Source organism: Streptomyces typhae, from assembly GCF_009755605.1.
Classification (GTDB): Bacteria; Actinomycetota; Actinomycetes; order Streptomycetales; family Streptomycetaceae; genus Streptomyces; species Streptomyces typhae.
The window spans coordinates 44,139-61,778 of record NZ_WPNZ01000001.1 but is presented as its reverse complement, the minus strand read 5'-3'; the positions used below and the strand labels follow the sequence as shown (position 1 = coordinate 61,778).

Sequence of the window (17,640 nt, the reverse complement as noted above, 5' to 3'; positions counted from 1 at the left end):
ACACAGCACTTCACAGTCGGACCGGGCAGCACGGGTACCGGCACGGCTTGCGGCATATGCAGCGGAACGCGTACCGCGGCAACGCCGGAAGCCGGACGGCGTACTGCGCCCGGCCGTTCACCGGCGGGCGGTATCCGTACCGCCCGCACTGGCTCTTCCGGTGGTGGAGACGGAGTTTCCACGACATCTGCATCCGCATTGGCCAAAGCTTCAGGAGAACTCCCGGGCATGGCTCCTGGAAAAGCGGCTCATGCCCCCGGACAAGGTCGCCGCATATGCCGACGGACTTTGCTACACCGATCTGGTCGCTGGCTACTACATCGGTGCGTCGGACGAACTGCTCGAAGCCATCGCGGACTTGAGCTCCTGGTTCTTCGGCTGGGACGACCGGCACGACCGCGACGCGGTGCACGGCAGGACGGCGCAGTGGCGGCGGCTGTGCCAGGGCCTCCACCGGACCCTGGAGCACCCGCGGGAGCATCTCGACCACCCGGACCCACTGGTCGCGGGCTTCGCCGACTGTGTCCTGCGGCTCTACGGGAATCTCGGTCCGCGCTGGAACGCGCGCTTCGCCCGGCACTTCCACCCGGTGATCGACGCCTACGACCACGAGTTCGGCAACCGTCGCAACGGGACCGTCCCGGGCGTGGCGGCGTACGTGGAACTGCGCCGGCTCACCTTCGCGCACTGGGTATGGATCGATCTGCTCGAACCGACCGCCCGCTGTGAATTGCCGGACGCGGTGCGAAAGCATCCGGCCTATCGCGCGGCGGCGCTCGCGACGCAGGATTTCTCCGCCTGGTACAACGACCTCTGCTCGCTCCCCAAGGAACTCGCGGGCGACGAGGTGCACAATCTCGGGATATCCCTCATCCAGCACGAGGGGATGTCGCTCCAGGAGGCGGTGGCGGAAGTCCACAGGAGAGTGAGCGATTGCGTCCGGGACTTCCTCGCGGTGGAGCCGGAAGTCCTCCGCCTCGCCGCCGGTCTGAACGACGGCAGCGCCCGTGGCGAGGAACTGGGCAACGCCGTGCATTCCTGCCTCTTCAATATGCGGAACTGGTTCAGCTCCGTGTACTGGTTCCACCACGAATCCGGCAGATATCGCGTCGAGAGTTGGGACGACCAGACCCTCCCGCCGTATGTGTCGGACACCGCAGCGCCCGAATTCCCCGGCGCGCGGACGGCAGGAACACCCGGCATCGCACTGGCAGAAACCGACCCCTCCGGTGGTGAAGAATGACCGTCGAATCAGCCGCGTCCGCGCTGTCCCCGCAAGCCGCTGCGAAGAGGCTCCGCACCCCGCCCGTGGTCCCTGGCGGGGTGCCGCTTCTCGGCCACGCCTGGAACCTCGTGCGCGACCCGCTCGGCTTCCTGGGGGCCCTGCGCGACCACGGGGATCTCGTCCGCATCCGGCTCGGACCCAGGACCGCCTACGCGGTGTGCGCCCCCGAGCTCGTCGGCGAACTGCTCAAGAGCCCCGAGTACATCGTGGGCGGGCCGCTGTGGGACACCCTGGAGGTCCTGCTCGGCAAGGGCGTCGCGACCAGCAACGGCCCGCTGCACCGCCGCCAGCGCCGGATGATGCAGCCCGCGTTCCGGCCCGAGCGCATCGCCGACTACGCCCGCGTGATGGCTCAGGAGGCGCAGGCGACGGCCGCGCGCTGGGAGGACGGCAGCACGGTGGACGTCAGCGCGGAGATGTTCCGCACCGCCGTGCGCATCGTGTCCCGCTCGCTCCTGGAGGTCGAGTCGATCGGTGAGAAGGCGGACCGGATCAGCGATTCGCTGCACACCGTCTTCGAAGGTCTGTACCGCCGCATGGTGCTCTCCGTCGGACCGCTGCACCGGGTGCCGACCCCCGCCAACCGGCGCTTCGCCAGGGCGCTCGCCGATCTGCACGCACTCGTCGACGAGATCGTCGCCGAACGCCGCGAGCGCGGGAGCGGCGAGGAAGCGGACCTGCTCGCCGTATTGCTCGCGGCGCACGACGAATCCGGGCAGCCGCTGACGGACCAGGAGATCCACGACCACGTGGTCTCGCTCGTCGTGGCGGGCGCGGAGAATGTCGCGTCCACCTTGGCGTGGGCGTTCCATCTGCTCACCGAACACCCCGAGCAGGAAAAGCGGTTGGTTGAAGAGGTAAATTCCGTGACGCGGGGGCGTCCGGTCGCCTTCGCCGATCTCAAGGAACTGCGGCACACGCGCAATGTCGTCACGGAGGCGATGCGTATACGACCGGCCGCGTGGATTTTCACACGCCGCTCGGTGGCCGAGACCGACCTGGGCGGCTACCGCATTCCGGCCGACGCGGACATCGTCTACAGCGTGTACGCGATGCAGCGCGATCCGCGTTCCTTCGAGCGGCACCTGGAGTTCGACCCGGACCGCTGGAATCCGGAACGCGCGGCGGACGTACCGGAGTTCGCGATGATGCCGTTCAGCGTCGGCAATCGGAAGTGCCCCGGCGATCACTTCAGCCTGGCGGAGCTCACCCTCATCCTGGCCACTGTCGCGCCGAAGTGGCGGCTGAAGCGGGTCGCGCGGACCGACACGGACACGAAGGTGGGCATCACCCTGCACCCGAAGAAGCTGGTCCTCCAGGCCGAGCGCCGCTGAGGCACCGCGACGGAGCCGGGCGCCGCCCCGCTGCGGGTGGCGTCCCGCTCCGGGCGCCGGTTCTGCCCCGGCTCAGGCGGCGGAGTCGGCTTCCGGGCCGCGGAACGTGCGGCGGTAGCTGTTCGGGGTCGTCCCCAGAGCCCGTACGAACTGGTGGCGCATGGCCGGGGCGTTTCCGAAGCCCGAGCGGTGGGCGATCGTGTCGACGGTCTCGTCGGTCGCCTCCAGGAGTTCCTGGGCGCGCAGCAGGCGCTGGCGCAGCAGCCAGCGGTAGGGCGTGGTGCCGGTCTCCTGCTGGAAGCGGCGCGCGAAGGTGCGCGGGGACATGTGCGCGCGGGTGGCGAGCTGGTCCACGGTCACCTCCTGGTCGAGATGGCGCTCCATCCAGGCGAGGACCTCGCCGACGGTGTCGCACCGGGTGCGGGGCAGCGGCCGCTCGATGTACTGCGCCTGGCCGCCGTCGCGGTGCGGGGGCACGATCATCCGGCGGGCGATGGCGTTGGCGACCTCCGCGCCGTTCTCCCTGCGCACCAGGTGCAGACAGGCGTCGATGCCCGCGGCGGTGCCCGCGGAGGTGATGACGGGGTCCTCGTCGACGTACAGGACGTCCGGTTCGACGACGGCGCGCGGATAGCGGCGCGTCAGCTCCCCGGCGTGCCGCCAGTGCACCGCGCAGCGCCGCCCGTCCAGGAGCCCGGCGGCGGCGAGCGCGAAGGCGCCGGTGCAGACGCTCAGGACCCGGGTGCCGCGCTCGGTGGCGCGGCGCAGGGCGTCGAGCAGCTCGGGCGGGAAATCCCGGGTCACATAGGAGTCACCGGCCGGGACGGTGATGAGGTCGGCCTCTTCGAGCCGGTCCAGGCCGTACGGCGTGGAGATCGTGAAGCCCGCGTGGGTGCTGAGCGTGGGGCCCTCGCCGGAGACGAGTGCGAAGTCGTACACCGGAAGTCCCTCGTCGCTGCGGTCGAGGCCGAACACCTCGCACACGACGCCGAGTTCGAAAGGGTGCACCCCGTCCAGGGCGACGGCGGCCACGTTGGTGAGCATGGCCCCAGTGTGCCGTGCCGTTGGCAGGAAATCGAGGGTGTGCGGCAGCTCTGCCACTCACGACGGAGGACGGCCGCCGCGAGAGTGGACGTCATGAACGCACATGACGCACTGAACACGGCGGCCGTCCTCGGAGTCTTCCTGCTGATGGCGCTGCCCTCGCTCATCGGCCACGCGCACGACCGGCGGATCGACCGCCAGCTGCGGGAAGCGGAGCAAGGGTGCCCCGCCTCCCTGGGCCCGTCCGAGCGGCAGCCTCAGAACTCGTCGTCGAAGGAGACCGAGCCCTCCACGGCGACCTGGTACGCCGACGGGCGGCGCTCGAAGAAGTTGGTCAGCTCCTGCACGCCCTGAAGCTCCATGAACGAGAACGGGTTCTCCGAGCCGTACACCGGCGCGAAGCCGAGCCGCTGGAGGCGCTGGTCGGCCACGCACTGCAGGTACTCGCGCATCGAGTCGGTGTTCATGCCGGGCAGGCCGTCACCGCACAGGTCGCGCGCGAACTGCAGCTCGGCGTCGACCGCCTCCTTCAGCATGTCGGTGACCTGCTGCTTGAGCGCGTCGTCGAACAGTTCCGGCTCCTCCTTGCGCACGGTGTCCACGACGTCGAAGGCGAAGCTCATGTGCATCGTCTCGTCACGGAACACCCAGTTGGTGCCGGTGGCCAGGCCGTGCAGCAAACCGCGGCTGCGGAACCAGTAGACGTAGGCGAAGGCACCGTAGAAGAACAGCCCCTCGATGCACGCCGCGAAGCAGATCAGGTTCAGCAGGAACCGGCGCCGGTCGGCCTGGGACTCCAGGCGGTCCAGCTTCTCCACCGAGTCCATCCAGCGGAAGCAGAACTCGGCCTTCTCCCGGATGGAGGGGATGTTCTCCACCGCGGCGAAGGCCGCGTTGCGGTCCTCCGGGTCCGGCAGATAGGTGTCGAGCAGCGTCAGATAGAACTGGACGTGCACGGCCTCCTCGAACAGCTGCCGGCTCAGGTAGAGCCGCGCCTCCGGGGAGTTGATGTGCTTGTAGAGGGTGAGCACGAGGTTGTTGGCCACGATCGAGTCGCCGGTCGCGAAGAACGCGACCAGGCGGCCGATCAGGTGCTGCTCCTCGGGCGTCATCTTGGACAGGTCGGCCACGTCCGAGTGGAGGTCGACCTCCTCGACGGTCCAGGTGTTCTTGATCGCGTCGCGGTAGCGCTCGTAGAAGTCCGGGTAGCGCATCGGGCGCAGCGTCAGCTCGAAGCCGGGGTCGAGCAGGTTCTTCTCACCACTGGTCGAAGTGGTGTGCAGTTCGGACTGGGACATTACTGGCAGGCCTCGCAGGACTCGGGGTTTTCCAGGGAGCAGGCGATCGCCTCGGGGTCGCTCACCTGCTGGGGGACGGGGACGGGGGCGGCCGTGGCGGCGGAGCCGCCCGCGGCGCGGGCGATGCGCGTCGCCGGACGCGAGCGCAGGTAGTACGTGGTCTTCAGGCCGCGCTGCCACGCGTAGGCGTACATCGAGGAGAGCTTGCCGATGGTCGGCGTCTCCAGGAACAGGTTCAGGGACTGCGCCTGGTCCAGGAACGGCGTGCGGTCGGCGGCCATGTCGATGAGTCCGCGCTGCGGGATCTCCCACGCCGTGCGGTACAGCGTCCGGACGTCCTCGGGCACCCACGTGAAGCCCTGCACCGAGCCGTTGGACTCGCGCAGCGCCTCCCGGGTCTGCGCGTCCCACACGCCGAGCCGCTTCAGCTCCTCCACCAGGTAGGTGTTGACCTGGAGGAACTCACCGGACAGCGTCTCGCGCTTGAACAGGTTGGAGACCTGCGGCTCGATGCACTCGTACACGCCCGCGATGGACGCGATGGTGGCGGTCGGCGCGATGGCGAGGAGCAGCGAGTTGCGCATGCCCGTGGCGGCGACGCGGGTCCGCAGCGCCTCCCACCGCTCGGGCCAGGTGAGCTGGACGCCGTAGTGGTCGGGGTGCAGGACACCGCGTGCGGTGCGGGTCTTCTCCCAGGCGGGCAGGGGACCGTTGCGCTCGGCGAGGTCGGCGGACGCCTCGTACGCGGCGAGCATCACGCGCTCGGCGATCCGCGTGGACAGGGCACGTGCCTCGGGCGAGTCGAAGGGCAGCTTCAGCTGGAAGAAGACGTCCTGGAGGCCCATCGCGCCGAGGCCGACGGGCCGCCACTTGCTGTTGGACCGCTCGGCCTGCTCGGTCGGGTAGAAGTTGATGTCGACGACGCGGTCGAGGAAGGTCACCGCGGTGTGCACGGTGGCGTCGAGCCGCTCCCAGTCGATGTCGCCCGCCGCGGTGTCCACGAACGCGCCGAGGTTCACCGAGCCCAGGTTGCACACGGCCGTCTCGCCATCGTCCGTGACCTCCAGGATCTCCGTGCAGAGGTTGGAGGAGTGGACGGTGTGGCCGGGCTCGGCGGTCTGGTTGGCGGTGCGGTTGGCGGTGTCCTTGAAGGTCATCCAGCCGTTGCCGGTCTGCGCGAGGGTGCGCATCATCCGGCCGTACAGGTCGCGGGCGGGGATGGTCCGCTGCGCGAGGCCCGCCGCCTCGGCCTTGCGGTAGGCGGCGTCGAACTCCTCGCCCCACAGGTCGACCAGCTCGGGCACGTCGGCGGGGGAGAACAGCGACCACTGCTGGTCGGCGGCGACGCGGCGCATGAACTCGTCCGGGATCCAGTGCGCCAGGTTCAGGTTGTGGGTGCGCCGGGCGTCCTCACCGGTGTTGTCCCGCAGCTCCAGGAACTCCTCGATGTCGGAGTGCCAGGTCTCCAGGTAGACGGCGGCGGCACCCTTGCGGCGCCCGCCCTGGTTCACGGCGGCGACGGAGGCGTCGAGGGTCTTCAGGAACGGCACGATGCCGTTGGAGTGCCCGTTGGTGCCGCGGATCAGGGAGCCGCGCGAGCGGATGCGGGAGTACGAGAGCCCGATGCCGCCCGCGTGCTTGGAGAGCCGCGCGACCTGGTGGTACCGGTCGTAGATGGAGTCCAGCTCGTCGAGCGGCGAGTCGAGCAGGTAGCAGCTCGACATCTGCGGGTGCCGGGTGCCGGAGTTGAAGAGCGTGGGGGAGGAGGGCAGATAGTCCAGGCGGCTCATCAGGCCGTACAGCGCGGCGACCTCGTCCAGGGCCCGCTCGCCGTCGTTCTCGGCGAGGCCCGCGGCGACGCGCAGCATGAAGTGCTGCGGGGTCTCGATGACCTTGCGGGTGATCGGGTGCCGCAGGAGGTAGCGGCTGTGCAGGGTGCGCAGGCCGAAGTAGCCGAAGCGGCGGTCGGCGCCGTCGGTGAGGGCCGCGTCCACGAGCGCGTCCAGGCGGTCCGTGTGCCGGCGGGTGAACTCGGCGGTGCGGTCCGCGATCAGGCCCTCGCGGTGGCCGACGGCGACGGACTCGGAGAACGACGTGACGCCCTGGGAAGCGGCTTCCTCACGGATGCCGATGCTCAGGAGCCTGGCGGCGAGCCGGGAGTAGGCGGGGTCCTCGGAGATGAGCCCGGCCGCGGCCTCGGTGGCCAGCTCCCGCAGCTCCGTCTCGTCGGCCTTGGCCGAGCGCCCCCGGAGGGCGGCCGCGGCGACCCGGCCGGGGTCGGCGTCGGGGAGGTCGGCGGTGAGGTCGGTCAGGGTGCGCAGCAGGACGGCGCCGGGCCCTTCGCCGCCGGGCGCGGTCTGTCCGGCCGGGGCCCCTGGGCCGGTCTCGGCCTGCTCCTGGTCGGCAGGCTTCTGCTCGGCCTGCGCTGACGCTGGCTCGGCGGGCGCGATGGTCACGTGGTGCTCTCCCTCGCTCGGCTCTGGGCCTTCGGGGAGCGGCAGGGCACGCGTGCGCCCGCGCAGGGGCGACTCCGCGTCCACCAACCCATTCCACGGGGCCCGGACGTCTCGGTACCCGGACCGGACGATCCGGGTACGCCGTCGGCAGGTCGTCGGACTCACTGGCACAGGGAAGGGCGCGAGCGCACAAATGAGTACCAGTACACCGTTGCGGGACAGTTCCGGACTTGCACCGGATTCCCCTGCGGCGACAGCGAGCACGAGCATACATCTTGTGTCCGGTGGTGCGAGGCAGGCCCACATCTTGTGTCGGGTGTGTTGCCCACCACCTCGGGGCAGACACGACAAACGGGCCGCCGGGACGCGACGGACGGGCCGCCGGGACACGACGGACGGGCCGCCGGGAGTCGGAGAACAGGCCGCAGGAGCACGACAAACGGGCCGCCGAACGAGTCGGCGGCCCGTGTCAGAGGGTACTGGCTCAGTGGCCGGAGCCCGCCCCCACGGTGGGCAGTTCGACCTTCACGCCCTTGTCCCCGGCGTCGGCGGTGTAGTCCTCCGGAGAGGTCTCGTCGATGCCCTCGGGGGCCTTCAGGGCCTTCAGGGCGAAGGTGAGGACCACGGTCACGACCACGTTCAGGACGAAGGCCGTCAGACCGATGTAGCCGATCTCGCCGATGCCCGGGATCTCCTTGGACGAGCCGCCGAAGTGCGCTTGCGTCGGCGAGGCGACCCCGTACGCGGCGACGGTCCCGTAGACCATGCCGACGGCCCAGCCGGCTAGCAGCGCCCACCGGTGGAACCAGCGCGTGAACAGGCCGCCGACGAGGGCGGGCATCGTCTGGAGGATCCAGATGCCGCCGAGGAGCTGGAAGTTGATCGCGACCGTCTTGTCCATGGTGAGCACGAAGGCGAGCGCGCCCACCTTCACCAGGAGCGAGACCAGCTTGGAGACCTTGGTCTCCTGCGCGGGGGTCGCGTCCGGCCTCAGGAAGTCCTTGTAGATGTTGCGGGTGAAGAGATTCGCTGCCGCGATGGACATGATGGCGGCGGGCACGAGCGCGCCGATGCCGATCGCCGCGAAGGCGACGCCGGTGAACCAGTCCGGGAACATGTCCTCGAAGAGCTGCGGAATGGCCAGCTGCCCGTTCTCGACCTTGACCCCGGCGGCGATCGCCATGAAGCCGAGCAGCGCGAGCAGGCCGAGCATCAGCGAGTACAGCGGCAGGATGGTGGTGTTGCGGCGGATCACGTCCCGGCTGCGCGAGGAGAGCGTCGCCGTGATCGAGTGCGGATACATGAAGAGGGCGAGCGCGGAGCCGAGCGCCAGGGTCGCGTACGTCCAGGTGCCCGCGTCTCCCGGGACCAGGGCTCCCACCGGTTTGCCGGTGGCCTCGTTCGTCGCGGAGAACTTCTCATTGGCCGCGCGGAAGATCTCGTCGAACCCGCCGAGCTTGATCGGGATGTAGATGATGGCCACCGCGATCACGATGTAGATCAGGGTGTCCTTCACGAACGCGATCAGGGCGGGTGCCCGCAGTCCGGACGAGTACGTGTACGCGGCGAGGACGCCGAAGGCGATGAGCAGCGGCAGGTCCTTGATGAACCAGTTGGTGTCCTCGCCGCCGCCGACGCCCATCACGTCCAGGACGGCCTGGATGCCGACGAGTTGGAGCGCGATGTAGGGCATGGTCGCGAGGATGCCGGTGACGGCGACCGCGAGGGAGAGCCCCTTGGAGCCGAAGCGCCCACGGACGAAGTCCGAGGTGGTGACGTATCCGTGCTTGTGCGAGACGGACCAAAGCCGGGGCAGGAAGGTGAAGATCAGCGGGTAGACGAGGATGGTGTACGGCACGGCGAAGAAGCCGGCCGCGCCCGCCGCGTAGATCGCCGCCGGGACGGCCACGAAGGTGTACGCGGTGTAGAGGTCGCCGCCGAGCAGGAACCAGGTCACCCAGGTACCGAACGACCGGCCGCCGAGGCCCCACTCGTCGAGGCTGTGCTCGTTCTCCGCCTTGCGCCAGCGGGCCGCGAGGAAGCCCATGACGGTGACGGCGACGAAGAAGAAGATGAAGACGGCGAGCGCGACGCCGTTGACGCCGTCGTTCACCGGGACGCCCCTTCACTGAGGTCCTGGGAGTTCCTGACGGCCTTGCGGGCGCGCTGGTCACGCTGCCACAACTGGTACGCGATCATCGTGAGCACGGTCGATATGAGGACCCACAGCATCTGGTACCAGTAGAAGAACGGGATGCCGATGAAGGCCGGGTCGGCCTTGGCGTAGGAGCTCACCCAGAGCATCGCCACGAACGGCGCGACGAGGCACAGGGCGATGACCACGCGGACCGGCGTGACCACCGGTGGACTCACTTCAGGCGCATCTGACACAACGCGGCTCCCGTTCGCTCACTTATCCCGTATTTAACGTGCGGGAAATTTAAGCGATCAGTCTCGCGGTGCGGAACCCCTGTCCGTATAACGGACGGATGACGACGTGTGAACGCGCGTGTCCGGCACGCGTGCCGGACACGCGCCGGACCCGGGTGCCGGACCCGGGTGCCGAACACGGGCGCCTGACATGGCGTTCAGCAGCAGCGGAAGCCCTGGCGGGGGTCCGACTCCTGCCGGTCCGTCCGCATCCGCTCGAACGCGCGGCGGCTCGGCACCGTCGCGGCCGGGTGGTCCTTGCGCACGTGCGCCACGTACCGCTCGTACGCGGACTCGTCCGTCAACTCCCGTACGTACCAGCGCACCCAGCGGCCCGCACGCCGCACCGCGGTGATCATGGCGACTCCCTCGTGGCGGCGGCCAGCTCCGCCTTCTCGTCCTCGGTCGGGAAGAGTCCCGCGGGCGCCACCGTCCTGGACTCCACGAACGGCGCCTCGCTCAGCTTCGAGGAGAGCGGGTCGCGGATGTGCCGTAGGCAGACGCGCAGCGCGTCCACGATGACGACGACGATGAGCAGCGCGAGGGCGGCCGAGAGCACGCCGTCGACCGTGGAGTTGGTGACGACGGTGTGCATGTCGTCCATCGACTTGGCGGGCGGCAGGACCTTGCCGTCGTCGATGGCGTCCTGGTAGATCGAGCGCTGCTTGAAGAAGCCCACCCGCGGATCGCTGGAGAACACCTTCTGCCAGCTCGCGGTGAGCGTCACCGTGGCGTCCCAGGCGAGCGGGATCCCGGTGATCCAGGCCCACCTCAGGCGCCCGGACTTCACGAGCAGCGTGGTGCAGACGGCGAGCGCGACCGCGGCGAGCAGCTGGTTGGCGATGCCGAAGATCGGGAAGAGCTGGTTGATGCCGCCGAGCGGCTCGTGCACGCCGACCCACAGGAAGTAGCCCCACAGGCCCGTGACGGCGGCGCTGGTGAGGACCAGGCCCGGCTTCCAGCTGATGTTCTTGAAGGGCTTGTAGACGTTGCCGAGCATGTCCTGGAGCATGAAGCGGCCCACGCGTGTGCCCGCGTCGAGCGCGGTGAGGATGAACAGCGCCTCGAACATGATCGCGAAGTGGTACCAGAACGCCCGCAGTGAGTCCCCGGTGACCTTGGAGAAGATCTCCGACACCCCGACGGCGAGGGTCGGGGCGCCGCCGGTGCGCGAGAGCAGCGAACTCTCCTCTACGTTCTTGGCGGCCTGCGCCAGGTCCTCGGGAGAGATGGTGTATCCGAACCCCGCGACCGCCCGCGACGCCTCCTGCACGGTGTCGCCGACCACCCCTGCGGGCGCGTTCATCGCGAAGTACAGGCCCGGGTCGATGATGCTCGCGGCCACCAGAGCCATGATCGCCACCGCGGACTCCATCAGCATGGAGCCGTAGCCGATCATCCGGACCTGCGTCTCCTTCTGGATCATCTTCGGCGTCGTACCGGAGGAGATCAGCGAGTGGAATCCGGAGAGCGCGCCGCACGCGATGGTGATGAAGACGAACGGGAAGAGCGAGCCCGCGAAGACAGGGCCGTCACCGCGCGAGGCGAAGTCGGTGACCGGGTCCATCCTCAGCGTCGGCAGCGAGACGACGACGCCGAGCGCGAGCAGCACGATCGTGCCGATCTTCATGAACGTGGACAGGTAGTCGCGGGGCGCGAGCAGCATCCACACCGGCAGGATCGAGGCGACGAAGCCGTACGCGACCAGCCAGATCACCAGCGTCGACGGCGCGAGCGTGAACGCCTCCGCCCACGAGGACTCCGCCACCCACCTCCCCGCGACCAGCGCGAAGAGCAGCAGCGCGACGCCGATGAGCGAGACCTCGCTGACCCGGCCCGGCCGCAGGACCCGCAGATAGAACCCCATGAACAGGGCGATCGGCACCGTCATCGCGATGGAGAAGGTGCCCCACGGCGACTCGGCGAGCGCGTTCACGATGACGAGGGCGAGCACCCCGAGCAGGATGATCATGATGGCGAAGGCGGCGAGCAGCGCCGCGGCACCGCCGAAGGGCCCGATCTCGTCCCGCGCCATCTGCCCGAGCGACCTGCCGTCGCGCCGGGTGGAGAAGAACAGGACCACCATGTCCTGCACGGCACCCGCGAAGATCACGCCCGCGATGATCCAGATGGTGCCGGGCAGATAGCCCATCTGCGCGGCGAGCACGGGCCCGACCAGCGGTCCCGCCCCGGCGATCGCGGCGAAGTGGTGGCCGAGCAGCACCCGCCGGTCGGTGGGGTGGTAGTCGATCCCGTTGTCGAGCCGCTCGGCGGGGGTGGCCCGGCGTTTGTCGACCTTGAGGACCTTGTACGCGATGAACTTGGCGTAGAAGCGGTAGGCGATGGCGTACGAGCCGAGGGCGGCGGCCACCATCCAGGCGGCGGACACCTCCTCGTCGCGGGAGAGCGCGAGTACGGTCCAGCCCGCTGCGCCCACCAGGCCGACGACTGTCCAGAGGGCAATGCTCTTGGGGTTCGCTGTGCGCACGGGCCGTCCTCCCGTTCACGTGTCATGCGGTGACGGGAGGACGGTAGGGCAGGAACGTGATCCGCGCCATGGGGCGGGAGGGACCTCCCTCGTACGGGCGGCGCGGAGGCGGCGGGGCGGCCCGGAGCGGCAGCGCGGTCCGTGCGGGTCGCGGCCGGTGCGGGTCGCGGCCGGTGCGGGTCGCGGTCCGTGCGGGTCACGGCCGGTGGGGGTCGCGGTCCGTGCGGGTCAGTCCTGGGGGCGCTTGAGGCGGGCCACGAATTTGTAGCGGTCGCCGCGGTAGACCGACCGCACCCACTCCACCGGCAGGCCCCCGCCGTCCACCGAGTGCCGCGACAGCATCAGCATCGGCAGGCCCACGTCGGTGCCGAGCAGCCCGGCCTCACGGGGGGTGGCCAGGGAGGTCTCGATGGTCTCCTCGGCCTCCGCGAGGTGCACGTCGTACACCTCGGCGAGCGCCGTGTAGAGCGAGGTGTACTTCACCAGGGAGCGCCTGAGGGCCGGGAAGCGCTTGGCCGACAGATGCGTGGTCTCGATGGCCATGGGCTCGCCGCTGGCCAGGCGCAGCCGCTCGATGCGCAGGACGCGGCCGCCCGCGGTGATGTCGAGCAGCCCGGCGAGGGTGTCGTCCGCGGTGATGTAGCCGATGTCGAGGAGCTGCGAGGTCGGCTCCAGGCCCTGCGCCTTCATGTCCTCGGTGTACGAAGTGAGTTGCAGGGCCTGCGAAACCTTCGGCTTTGCCACGAAGGTGCCCTTGCCCTGGATACGCTCCAGACGGCCCTCGACGACGAGTTCCTGGAGGGCCTGGCGGACCGTGGTGCGGGAGGTGTCGAATTCGGCGGCGAGAGTGCGCTCCGGCGGGACCGGGGTGCCGGGAGGCAGGGTCTCGGTCATGTCGAGCAAGTGCCGCTTCAGGCGGTAGTACTTGGGCACGCGCGCGGGGCGGACCGACTTTCCGGGGCCCGAGCCGTCCGCCGTGGCGGAGACGGTCGCGCTCACGGCTGCCGTCGCGGACGTGTCCGCCCCGGCCTGGGTGCTGCCCGCCTCTGTCCCCATGCTCCGCCTTCCGGGCTCCTGTGCTGCTGTTGTCGCCGGCTCCTGCGCTGTGGTCACCGGGTCCTCCGTCTGTCGCGGCTCACATCGTGGCACGGTCCGGGGGCGAGGGGCTCGCTCCGCTCGCGCGGAGGTCGCGCGAGGCCGCTTTCCCGAGGGTGTTCCGGGGGTGCGACACCGGTCCGACACCGGTCCGAAACCCCCTCAGGTGTCGGTCCGATAACGGACGTGACTGCCCTTCTTATACACCCTTGACACCTATAAAGGTCTAGGCCAAGCTCCCCGTACTGGTCTACACCATTAAAGACCAGGTCCAGTCCCACGGGCAGTCTTTCGGTCCTCTTTCGGTCCTCTGGTCGCTGCGGGTGGGGGGTTGGCTGGCATCCAAAGGAGGATGACTGTGAAGCGCAAGCTCATAGCGGCTATCGGTGTCGCGGGCATGTTGGTCTCGGTTGCGGCGTGTGGCGGCGACGACAAGGACGACAAGAAGTCCGGGGCGGACGGCTTCAAGGGCGAGACGCTGACGCTCTGGGCCATGGACGGCTCGACGCCGGACCAGTGGCAGAAGGACGTCACGGCGGCCTTCGAGAAGAAGACCGGCGCGAAGCTGAAGTTCGAGGTCCAGCAGTGGAACGGTATTCAGCAGAAGCTGACCACCGCCCTCTCCGAGGAGAACCCGCCGGACGTCTTCGAGATCGGCAACACGCAGACCGCCGCGTACGCCAAGACTGGCGGCCTCGCCGAGCTCGGTGATCTCAAGGAGACCATCGGCGCCGACTGGACCGAGTCCATGAACAAGGCCTCGGTGACCGACGGCAAGCAGTACGCCGCCCCGTGGTTCGTGCTCAACCGAGTCGTGGTCTACAACAAGAAGATCTGGGCCGACGCCGGCATCAAGGAGCTTCCGAAGACCCGCGCCGAGTTCCTCAAGGACCTCAAGCAGATCGGCGAGAAGACCGACGCCGAGCCGATCTACCTGCCCGGCCAGAACTGGTACCACTTCGTCGGCCTGACCATCGGTGAGGGCGCCGAGCTGGTCAAGAAGGACGGCGACAAGTACGTCTCCAACCTCGACGACCCCAAGGTCGCCGCGGCGATGAAGACCTACAAGCAGTTCGCGGACCTCTCCAAGGCTCCGAAGAACAAGGACGAGGCCACCCCGCAGCAGGCCGAGGTCTTCGCCAAGGGCAAGACCGGCGCCTTCATCGGCATGAGCTGGGAAGCGCCCACCGCCATCAAGGCCAACCCGAAGATCGAGAAGGACATCGGCTTCTTCACGATCCCCGGCGCCACCGCGGACAAGCCCGAGGGCGTCTTCCTCGGCGGCTCCAACCTCGCGATCGCCGCGACCAGCAAGAAGCAGGAGCTCGCCAAGGAGTTCCTCAAGATCGCGCTGTCCGACAAGTTCGAGGGCCAGCTCGCCAAGGAAGGCGGCGTGATCCCGAACAAGAAGGCCCTGGAGTCCAACCTCAAGGGCAACGCGGCCGCCGAGGCCGCCGCCCCCGCCGCCGCCGGCGGTGGCACCACCCCGCTGATCCCGGAGTGGGGCGCGGTCGAGAACCCGCCGAACCCGCTCAAGAACTACATGACCGCGGTGCTCAACGGTAAGTCCCCCGAGTCCGCCGCCAAGCAGGTCGAGGGCGAGCTCAACAAGCGCCTGTCGCAGAAGCAGTAACAACGCAGACCCCGCCGGGGGCGGCGGGTGAACCGACCCCGCCGGGGGCGGCGGGTGAACCGACCCCGCCGCCCCCGGCGTACCCATGCGTGTCCCGCGCCGCTGCTGCGTGAGCCCGCGTGTCCCGCGCCCTTCGGCGCGAGCCCCGCGATCCCGCGCCGCTCCGACGCAACCCGGCCCCTCGCGCCACCCCGACACCACCTGGTTCCACCGCGCCACCTGGCACGTTCCGGTTCCACGCGCTGTCCGGCGCGATTCGGTTCCGTCGCACCACCTAGCACGATCTGGTTCCGTCGCACCACCTGGCGTGATCCGGTTCCACGCGCTGTCCGGCGCGATCTGGTTCCGTCGCACCACTCGGCGCGAATTGGTTCCACGCACTACCCAACGCAATCTGGTTCCGTCGCACCACCTGGCGTGATCCGGTTCCACGCGCTGTCCGGCGCGATCCGGTTCCGTCGCACCACCCGGCGCGACGGAACCACGCACCACCCAACGCAATCCGGTTCCGCCGCGCCACCCGGCGCGATCCGGTTCCGCGCGCCACCCGGCGCAGTCTGGCCCCGCGCCTCCGGGCGCAACTGTTCCACGCGCCACCCGGCGCACCCCGTGTTCTTCGCGCCGCCCCCGGCGCAACCCCGCGTTCCCGGCGCTGTCACCGGCGCCCACCGCGCCGGTGACAGCGCCCCCGCGCTGCCGCAGGTGCCCCCGCGCCGCCCCAGGCGCTTCGCGTTGCCCACGAAAGAGATGGCGAGCATGACCGTGCAGAAGACCGAACGGCCGCCCTCCGGCCCGACGGAGGTGCAGACACTGGACGGCGGGCCACGACCAAAGGGGCCGCGCAAGGCCTCGGAACGTCTCGCCGGCCTCACGCCCTATCTGCTTCTTGCCCCCGCGATCATCGTCACCCTGCTGCTGCTCGGCTGGCCACTGGTCAACAACGGGATCCTGTCGTTCCAGAACCTCAACATGAGGCAGTTCATTCTGCACCTCACGGAGTGGAACGGATTCGACAACTACAAGGAGGTCCTCACCGGCGAGGACTTCTGGCGGGTCACCGGCCGCTCGGTCGCCTTCACCGCCCTCAACGTCGTGCTGATCATGGCCATCGGCACCCTGGTCGGACTGCTCCTCGCACGCCTCGGCCGCAAGATGCGCACCTTCCTCCTGGTCGGCCTCGTCCTCGCCTGGGCGATGCCCGTCGTCGCGGCGAGCACGGTCTACCAGTGGCTGTTCGCGCAGCGCTTCGGCGTCGTGAACTGGGTGCTCGCCAAGATCGGCTTCGAGTCGATGGCCGACCACGACTGGCTGGCCACGCAGTACTCGACCTTCTTCGTGGTCCTGCTGCTCATCGTCTGGATGTCCATCCCCTTCGTGGCGATCAACCTGTACGCCGCCACGACCACCATCCCCAAGGAGCTGTACGAGGCCGCGTCCCTCGACGGCGCCGGGGCCTGGAAGCAGTTCACCCAGGTGACGCTGCCGTATCTGCGGCCCTTCCTCTACGCCACGACGTTCCTGGAGATCATCTGGGTCTTCAAGGCGTTCGTACAGGTCTTCACGATCAACGAGGGCGGCCCCGACCGCCTCACCGAGATCCTTCCCGTCTACGCCTACATCGAGGGCATGGGCAACCAGCACTTCGGCATGGGTGCCGCGATCGCGCTGCTCACCATCGTCATCCTGCTGGCCATCACCTCGTTCTACCTGCGGATCGTGCTCAAGCAAGAGGAGGACGAGCTGTGAAGCGCTCGCTGATGGGCCGCCTCTGGCCCAACCTGGTCGCCGTCGTACTCTTCGTCTTCTGCGTCTTCCCCGTGTACTGGATGTTCGCGACGGCCTTCAAGCCGACCGGCGACATCATCGCCGAGGACCCGGTCTGGTTCCCGACCGACGCCACGCTTGAGCACTTCAAGAAGGCGATGGACGCCGACCACTTCTGGACCATGGTCGGCAACTCCCTGACCGTGACGATCCTCGCGGTCCTGTTCTCCCTCATCATCGGCGTGACCGCGGCGTTCGCCCTCGCCCGGATGCGCTTCAAGGGCCGCCGCGGCTTCATCATCGGCTTCATGCTGGCGCAGATGGCGCCGTGGGAAGTCATGGTCATCGCGATCTACATCATCGTGCGCGACGCGGACATGCTGAACAGCCTGATCCCGCTGACCCTCTTCTACATGGTGATGATCCTGCCCTTCACGCTCCTCACGCTGCGCGGCTTCGTCGCCGCCGTGCCGAGGGAGCTGGAGGAGTCCGCCATGGTCGACGGCTGCACCCGGATGCAGGCCTTCCGCCGGGTGATCCTGCCGCTGCTCGCGCCGGGCCTGATGTCGACGTCGCTCTTCGGCTTCATCACCGCCTGGAACGAGTTCCCGCTGGTCCTCGTGCTCAACAAGGAAGCCGAGGCCAAGACCCTGCCGGTGTGGCTGTCCAGCTTCCAGACCGCGTTCGGCGACGACTGGGGCGCCACCATGGCCGCGGCCTCGCTGTTCGCCATCCCGATCCTGATCCTCTTCGTCTTCCTCCAGCGCAGGGCCGTGGCCGGCCTGACCGACGGCGCCGTGAAGGGCTAAAGCA

The 17,640-nt window shown here is 69.0% G+C and carries 13 protein-coding genes and 1 riboswitch; of the genes, 5 read left to right on the top strand and 8 right to left on the bottom strand.

Going from position 1 to position 17,640, the window contains the following annotated elements:
* Nucleotides 1-250: 250 nt before the first annotated feature.
* Nucleotides 251-1,243 carry a terpene synthase family protein gene (locus tag GPA10_RS00265; protein WP_241845177.1) on the top strand — a complete coding sequence of 331 codons (993 nt, stop codon included), beginning with the start codon at nucleotides 251-253 and terminating at the stop codon, nucleotides 1,241-1,243.
* Nucleotides 1,240-2,619 carry a bifunctional albaflavenone monooxygenase/terpene synthase gene (locus tag GPA10_RS00260; RefSeq protein WP_157163763.1) on the top strand — a complete coding sequence of 460 codons (1,380 nt, stop codon included), beginning with the start codon at nucleotides 1,240-1,242 and terminating at the stop codon, nucleotides 2,617-2,619. The genes GPA10_RS00265 and GPA10_RS00260 overlap by 4 nt, the downstream gene beginning before the upstream one ends.
* Before the next feature lie 72 nt (nucleotides 2,620-2,691).
* On the opposite strand, the gene GPA10_RS00255 is transcribed toward GPA10_RS00260, so the two are convergent.
* From GPA10_RS00255 to GPA10_RS00220, 8 genes are all read right to left on the bottom strand, one after another.
* Complete coding sequence (locus GPA10_RS00255) at nucleotides 2,692-3,663, bottom strand: helix-turn-helix domain-containing protein (protein WP_157163762.1); 972 nt, start codon at nucleotides 3,661-3,663, stop codon at nucleotides 2,692-2,694.
* A 257-nt stretch (nucleotides 3,664-3,920) separates the two neighbouring features.
* A complete protein-coding gene (locus GPA10_RS00250) occupies nucleotides 3,921-4,961 on the bottom strand; it encodes a ribonucleotide-diphosphate reductase subunit beta (RefSeq protein ID WP_157163761.1) in 1,041 nt (346 codons plus the stop codon).
* Nucleotides 4,961-7,417, bottom strand: a complete 2,457-nt coding sequence (locus GPA10_RS00245) for a ribonucleoside-diphosphate reductase subunit alpha (RefSeq protein ID WP_343040120.1) — start codon at nucleotides 7,415-7,417, stop codon at nucleotides 4,961-4,963. The genes GPA10_RS00250 and GPA10_RS00245 overlap by 1 nt, the downstream gene beginning before the upstream one ends.
* Nucleotides 7,418-7,546: 129 nt before the next feature.
* A riboswitch (cobalamin riboswitch) is annotated at nucleotides 7,547-7,687 on the bottom strand.
* 214 nt (nucleotides 7,688-7,901) lie between these two features.
* On the bottom strand, nucleotides 7,902-9,530 hold the full coding sequence (mctP, locus tag GPA10_RS00240; protein ID WP_343040119.1) for a monocarboxylate uptake permease MctP: 1,629 nt from the start codon (nucleotides 9,528-9,530) through the stop codon (nucleotides 7,902-7,904).
* A complete protein-coding gene (locus GPA10_RS00235; protein ID WP_079086606.1) occupies nucleotides 9,527-9,808 on the bottom strand; it encodes a DUF3311 domain-containing protein in 282 nt (93 codons plus the stop codon). Before GPA10_RS00235 ends, mctP begins: the two co-directional genes overlap by 4 nt.
* 197 nt (nucleotides 9,809-10,005) lie before the next feature.
* On the bottom strand, nucleotides 10,006-10,206 hold the full coding sequence (locus tag GPA10_RS00230) for a CstA-like transporter-associated (seleno)protein (RefSeq protein WP_157163760.1): 201 nt from the start codon (nucleotides 10,204-10,206) through the stop codon (nucleotides 10,006-10,008).
* Nucleotides 10,203-12,335 carry a carbon starvation CstA family protein gene (locus tag GPA10_RS00225; protein ID WP_343040118.1) on the bottom strand — a complete coding sequence of 711 codons (2,133 nt, stop codon included), beginning with the start codon at nucleotides 12,333-12,335 and terminating at the stop codon, nucleotides 10,203-10,205. The genes GPA10_RS00230 and GPA10_RS00225 overlap by 4 nt, the downstream gene beginning before the upstream one ends.
* 228 nt (nucleotides 12,336-12,563) lie before the next feature.
* The gene (locus tag GPA10_RS00220; protein WP_157163759.1) at nucleotides 12,564-13,391 is read right to left on the bottom strand and encodes a GntR family transcriptional regulator; all 828 of its coding nucleotides are present in this window, start codon (nucleotides 13,389-13,391) and stop codon (nucleotides 12,564-12,566) included.
* A 397-nt stretch (nucleotides 13,392-13,788) separates the two neighbouring features.
* Here GPA10_RS00220 and GPA10_RS00215 point away from each other — a divergent pair, with 397 nt between their 5' ends.
* From GPA10_RS00215 to GPA10_RS00205, 3 genes are all read left to right on the top strand, one after another.
* Entirely contained in the window at nucleotides 13,789-15,063 is a 1,275-nt protein-coding gene (locus tag GPA10_RS00215; protein ID WP_343040116.1) for an extracellular solute-binding protein, read from the top strand.
* A gap of 756 nt (nucleotides 15,064-15,819) precedes the next feature.
* Complete coding sequence (locus GPA10_RS00210) at nucleotides 15,820-16,809, top strand: carbohydrate ABC transporter permease (protein ID WP_058849794.1); 990 nt, start codon at nucleotides 15,820-15,822, stop codon at nucleotides 16,807-16,809.
* Nucleotides 16,806-17,636, top strand: a complete 831-nt coding sequence (locus GPA10_RS00205) for a carbohydrate ABC transporter permease (protein WP_058849645.1) — start codon at nucleotides 16,806-16,808, stop codon at nucleotides 17,634-17,636. The genes GPA10_RS00210 and GPA10_RS00205 overlap by 4 nt, the downstream gene beginning before the upstream one ends.
* Nucleotides 17,637-17,640 lie beyond the last annotated feature (4 nt).

What these genes read in the sequence shown, in the direction of transcription:
- GPA10_RS00265 (WP_241845177.1), top strand. Translation starts at nt 251, where the DNA reads ATGCCCCCGGACAAGGTCGCCGCATATGCCGACGGACTTTGCTACACC.
- GPA10_RS00260 (WP_157163763.1), top strand. Translation starts at nt 1,240, where the DNA reads ATGACCGTCGAATCAGCCGCGTCCGCGCTGTCCCCGCAAGCCGCTGCG.
- GPA10_RS00255 (WP_157163762.1), bottom strand. Translation starts at nt 3,663, where the DNA reads ATGCTCACCAACGTGGCCGCCGTCGCCCTGGACGGGGTGCACCCTTTC.
- GPA10_RS00250 (WP_157163761.1), bottom strand. Translation starts at nt 4,961, where the DNA reads ATGTCCCAGTCCGAACTGCACACCACTTCGACCAGTGGTGAGAAGAAC.
- GPA10_RS00230 (WP_157163760.1), bottom strand. Translation starts at nt 10,206, where the DNA reads ATGATCACCGCGGTGCGGCGTGCGGGCCGCTGGGTGCGCTGGTACGTA.
- GPA10_RS00220 (WP_157163759.1), bottom strand. Translation starts at nt 13,391, where the DNA reads ATGGGGACAGAGGCGGGCAGCACCCAGGCCGGGGCGGACACGTCCGCG.
- GPA10_RS00210 (WP_058849794.1), top strand. Translation starts at nt 15,820, where the DNA reads ATGACCGTGCAGAAGACCGAACGGCCGCCCTCCGGCCCGACGGAGGTG.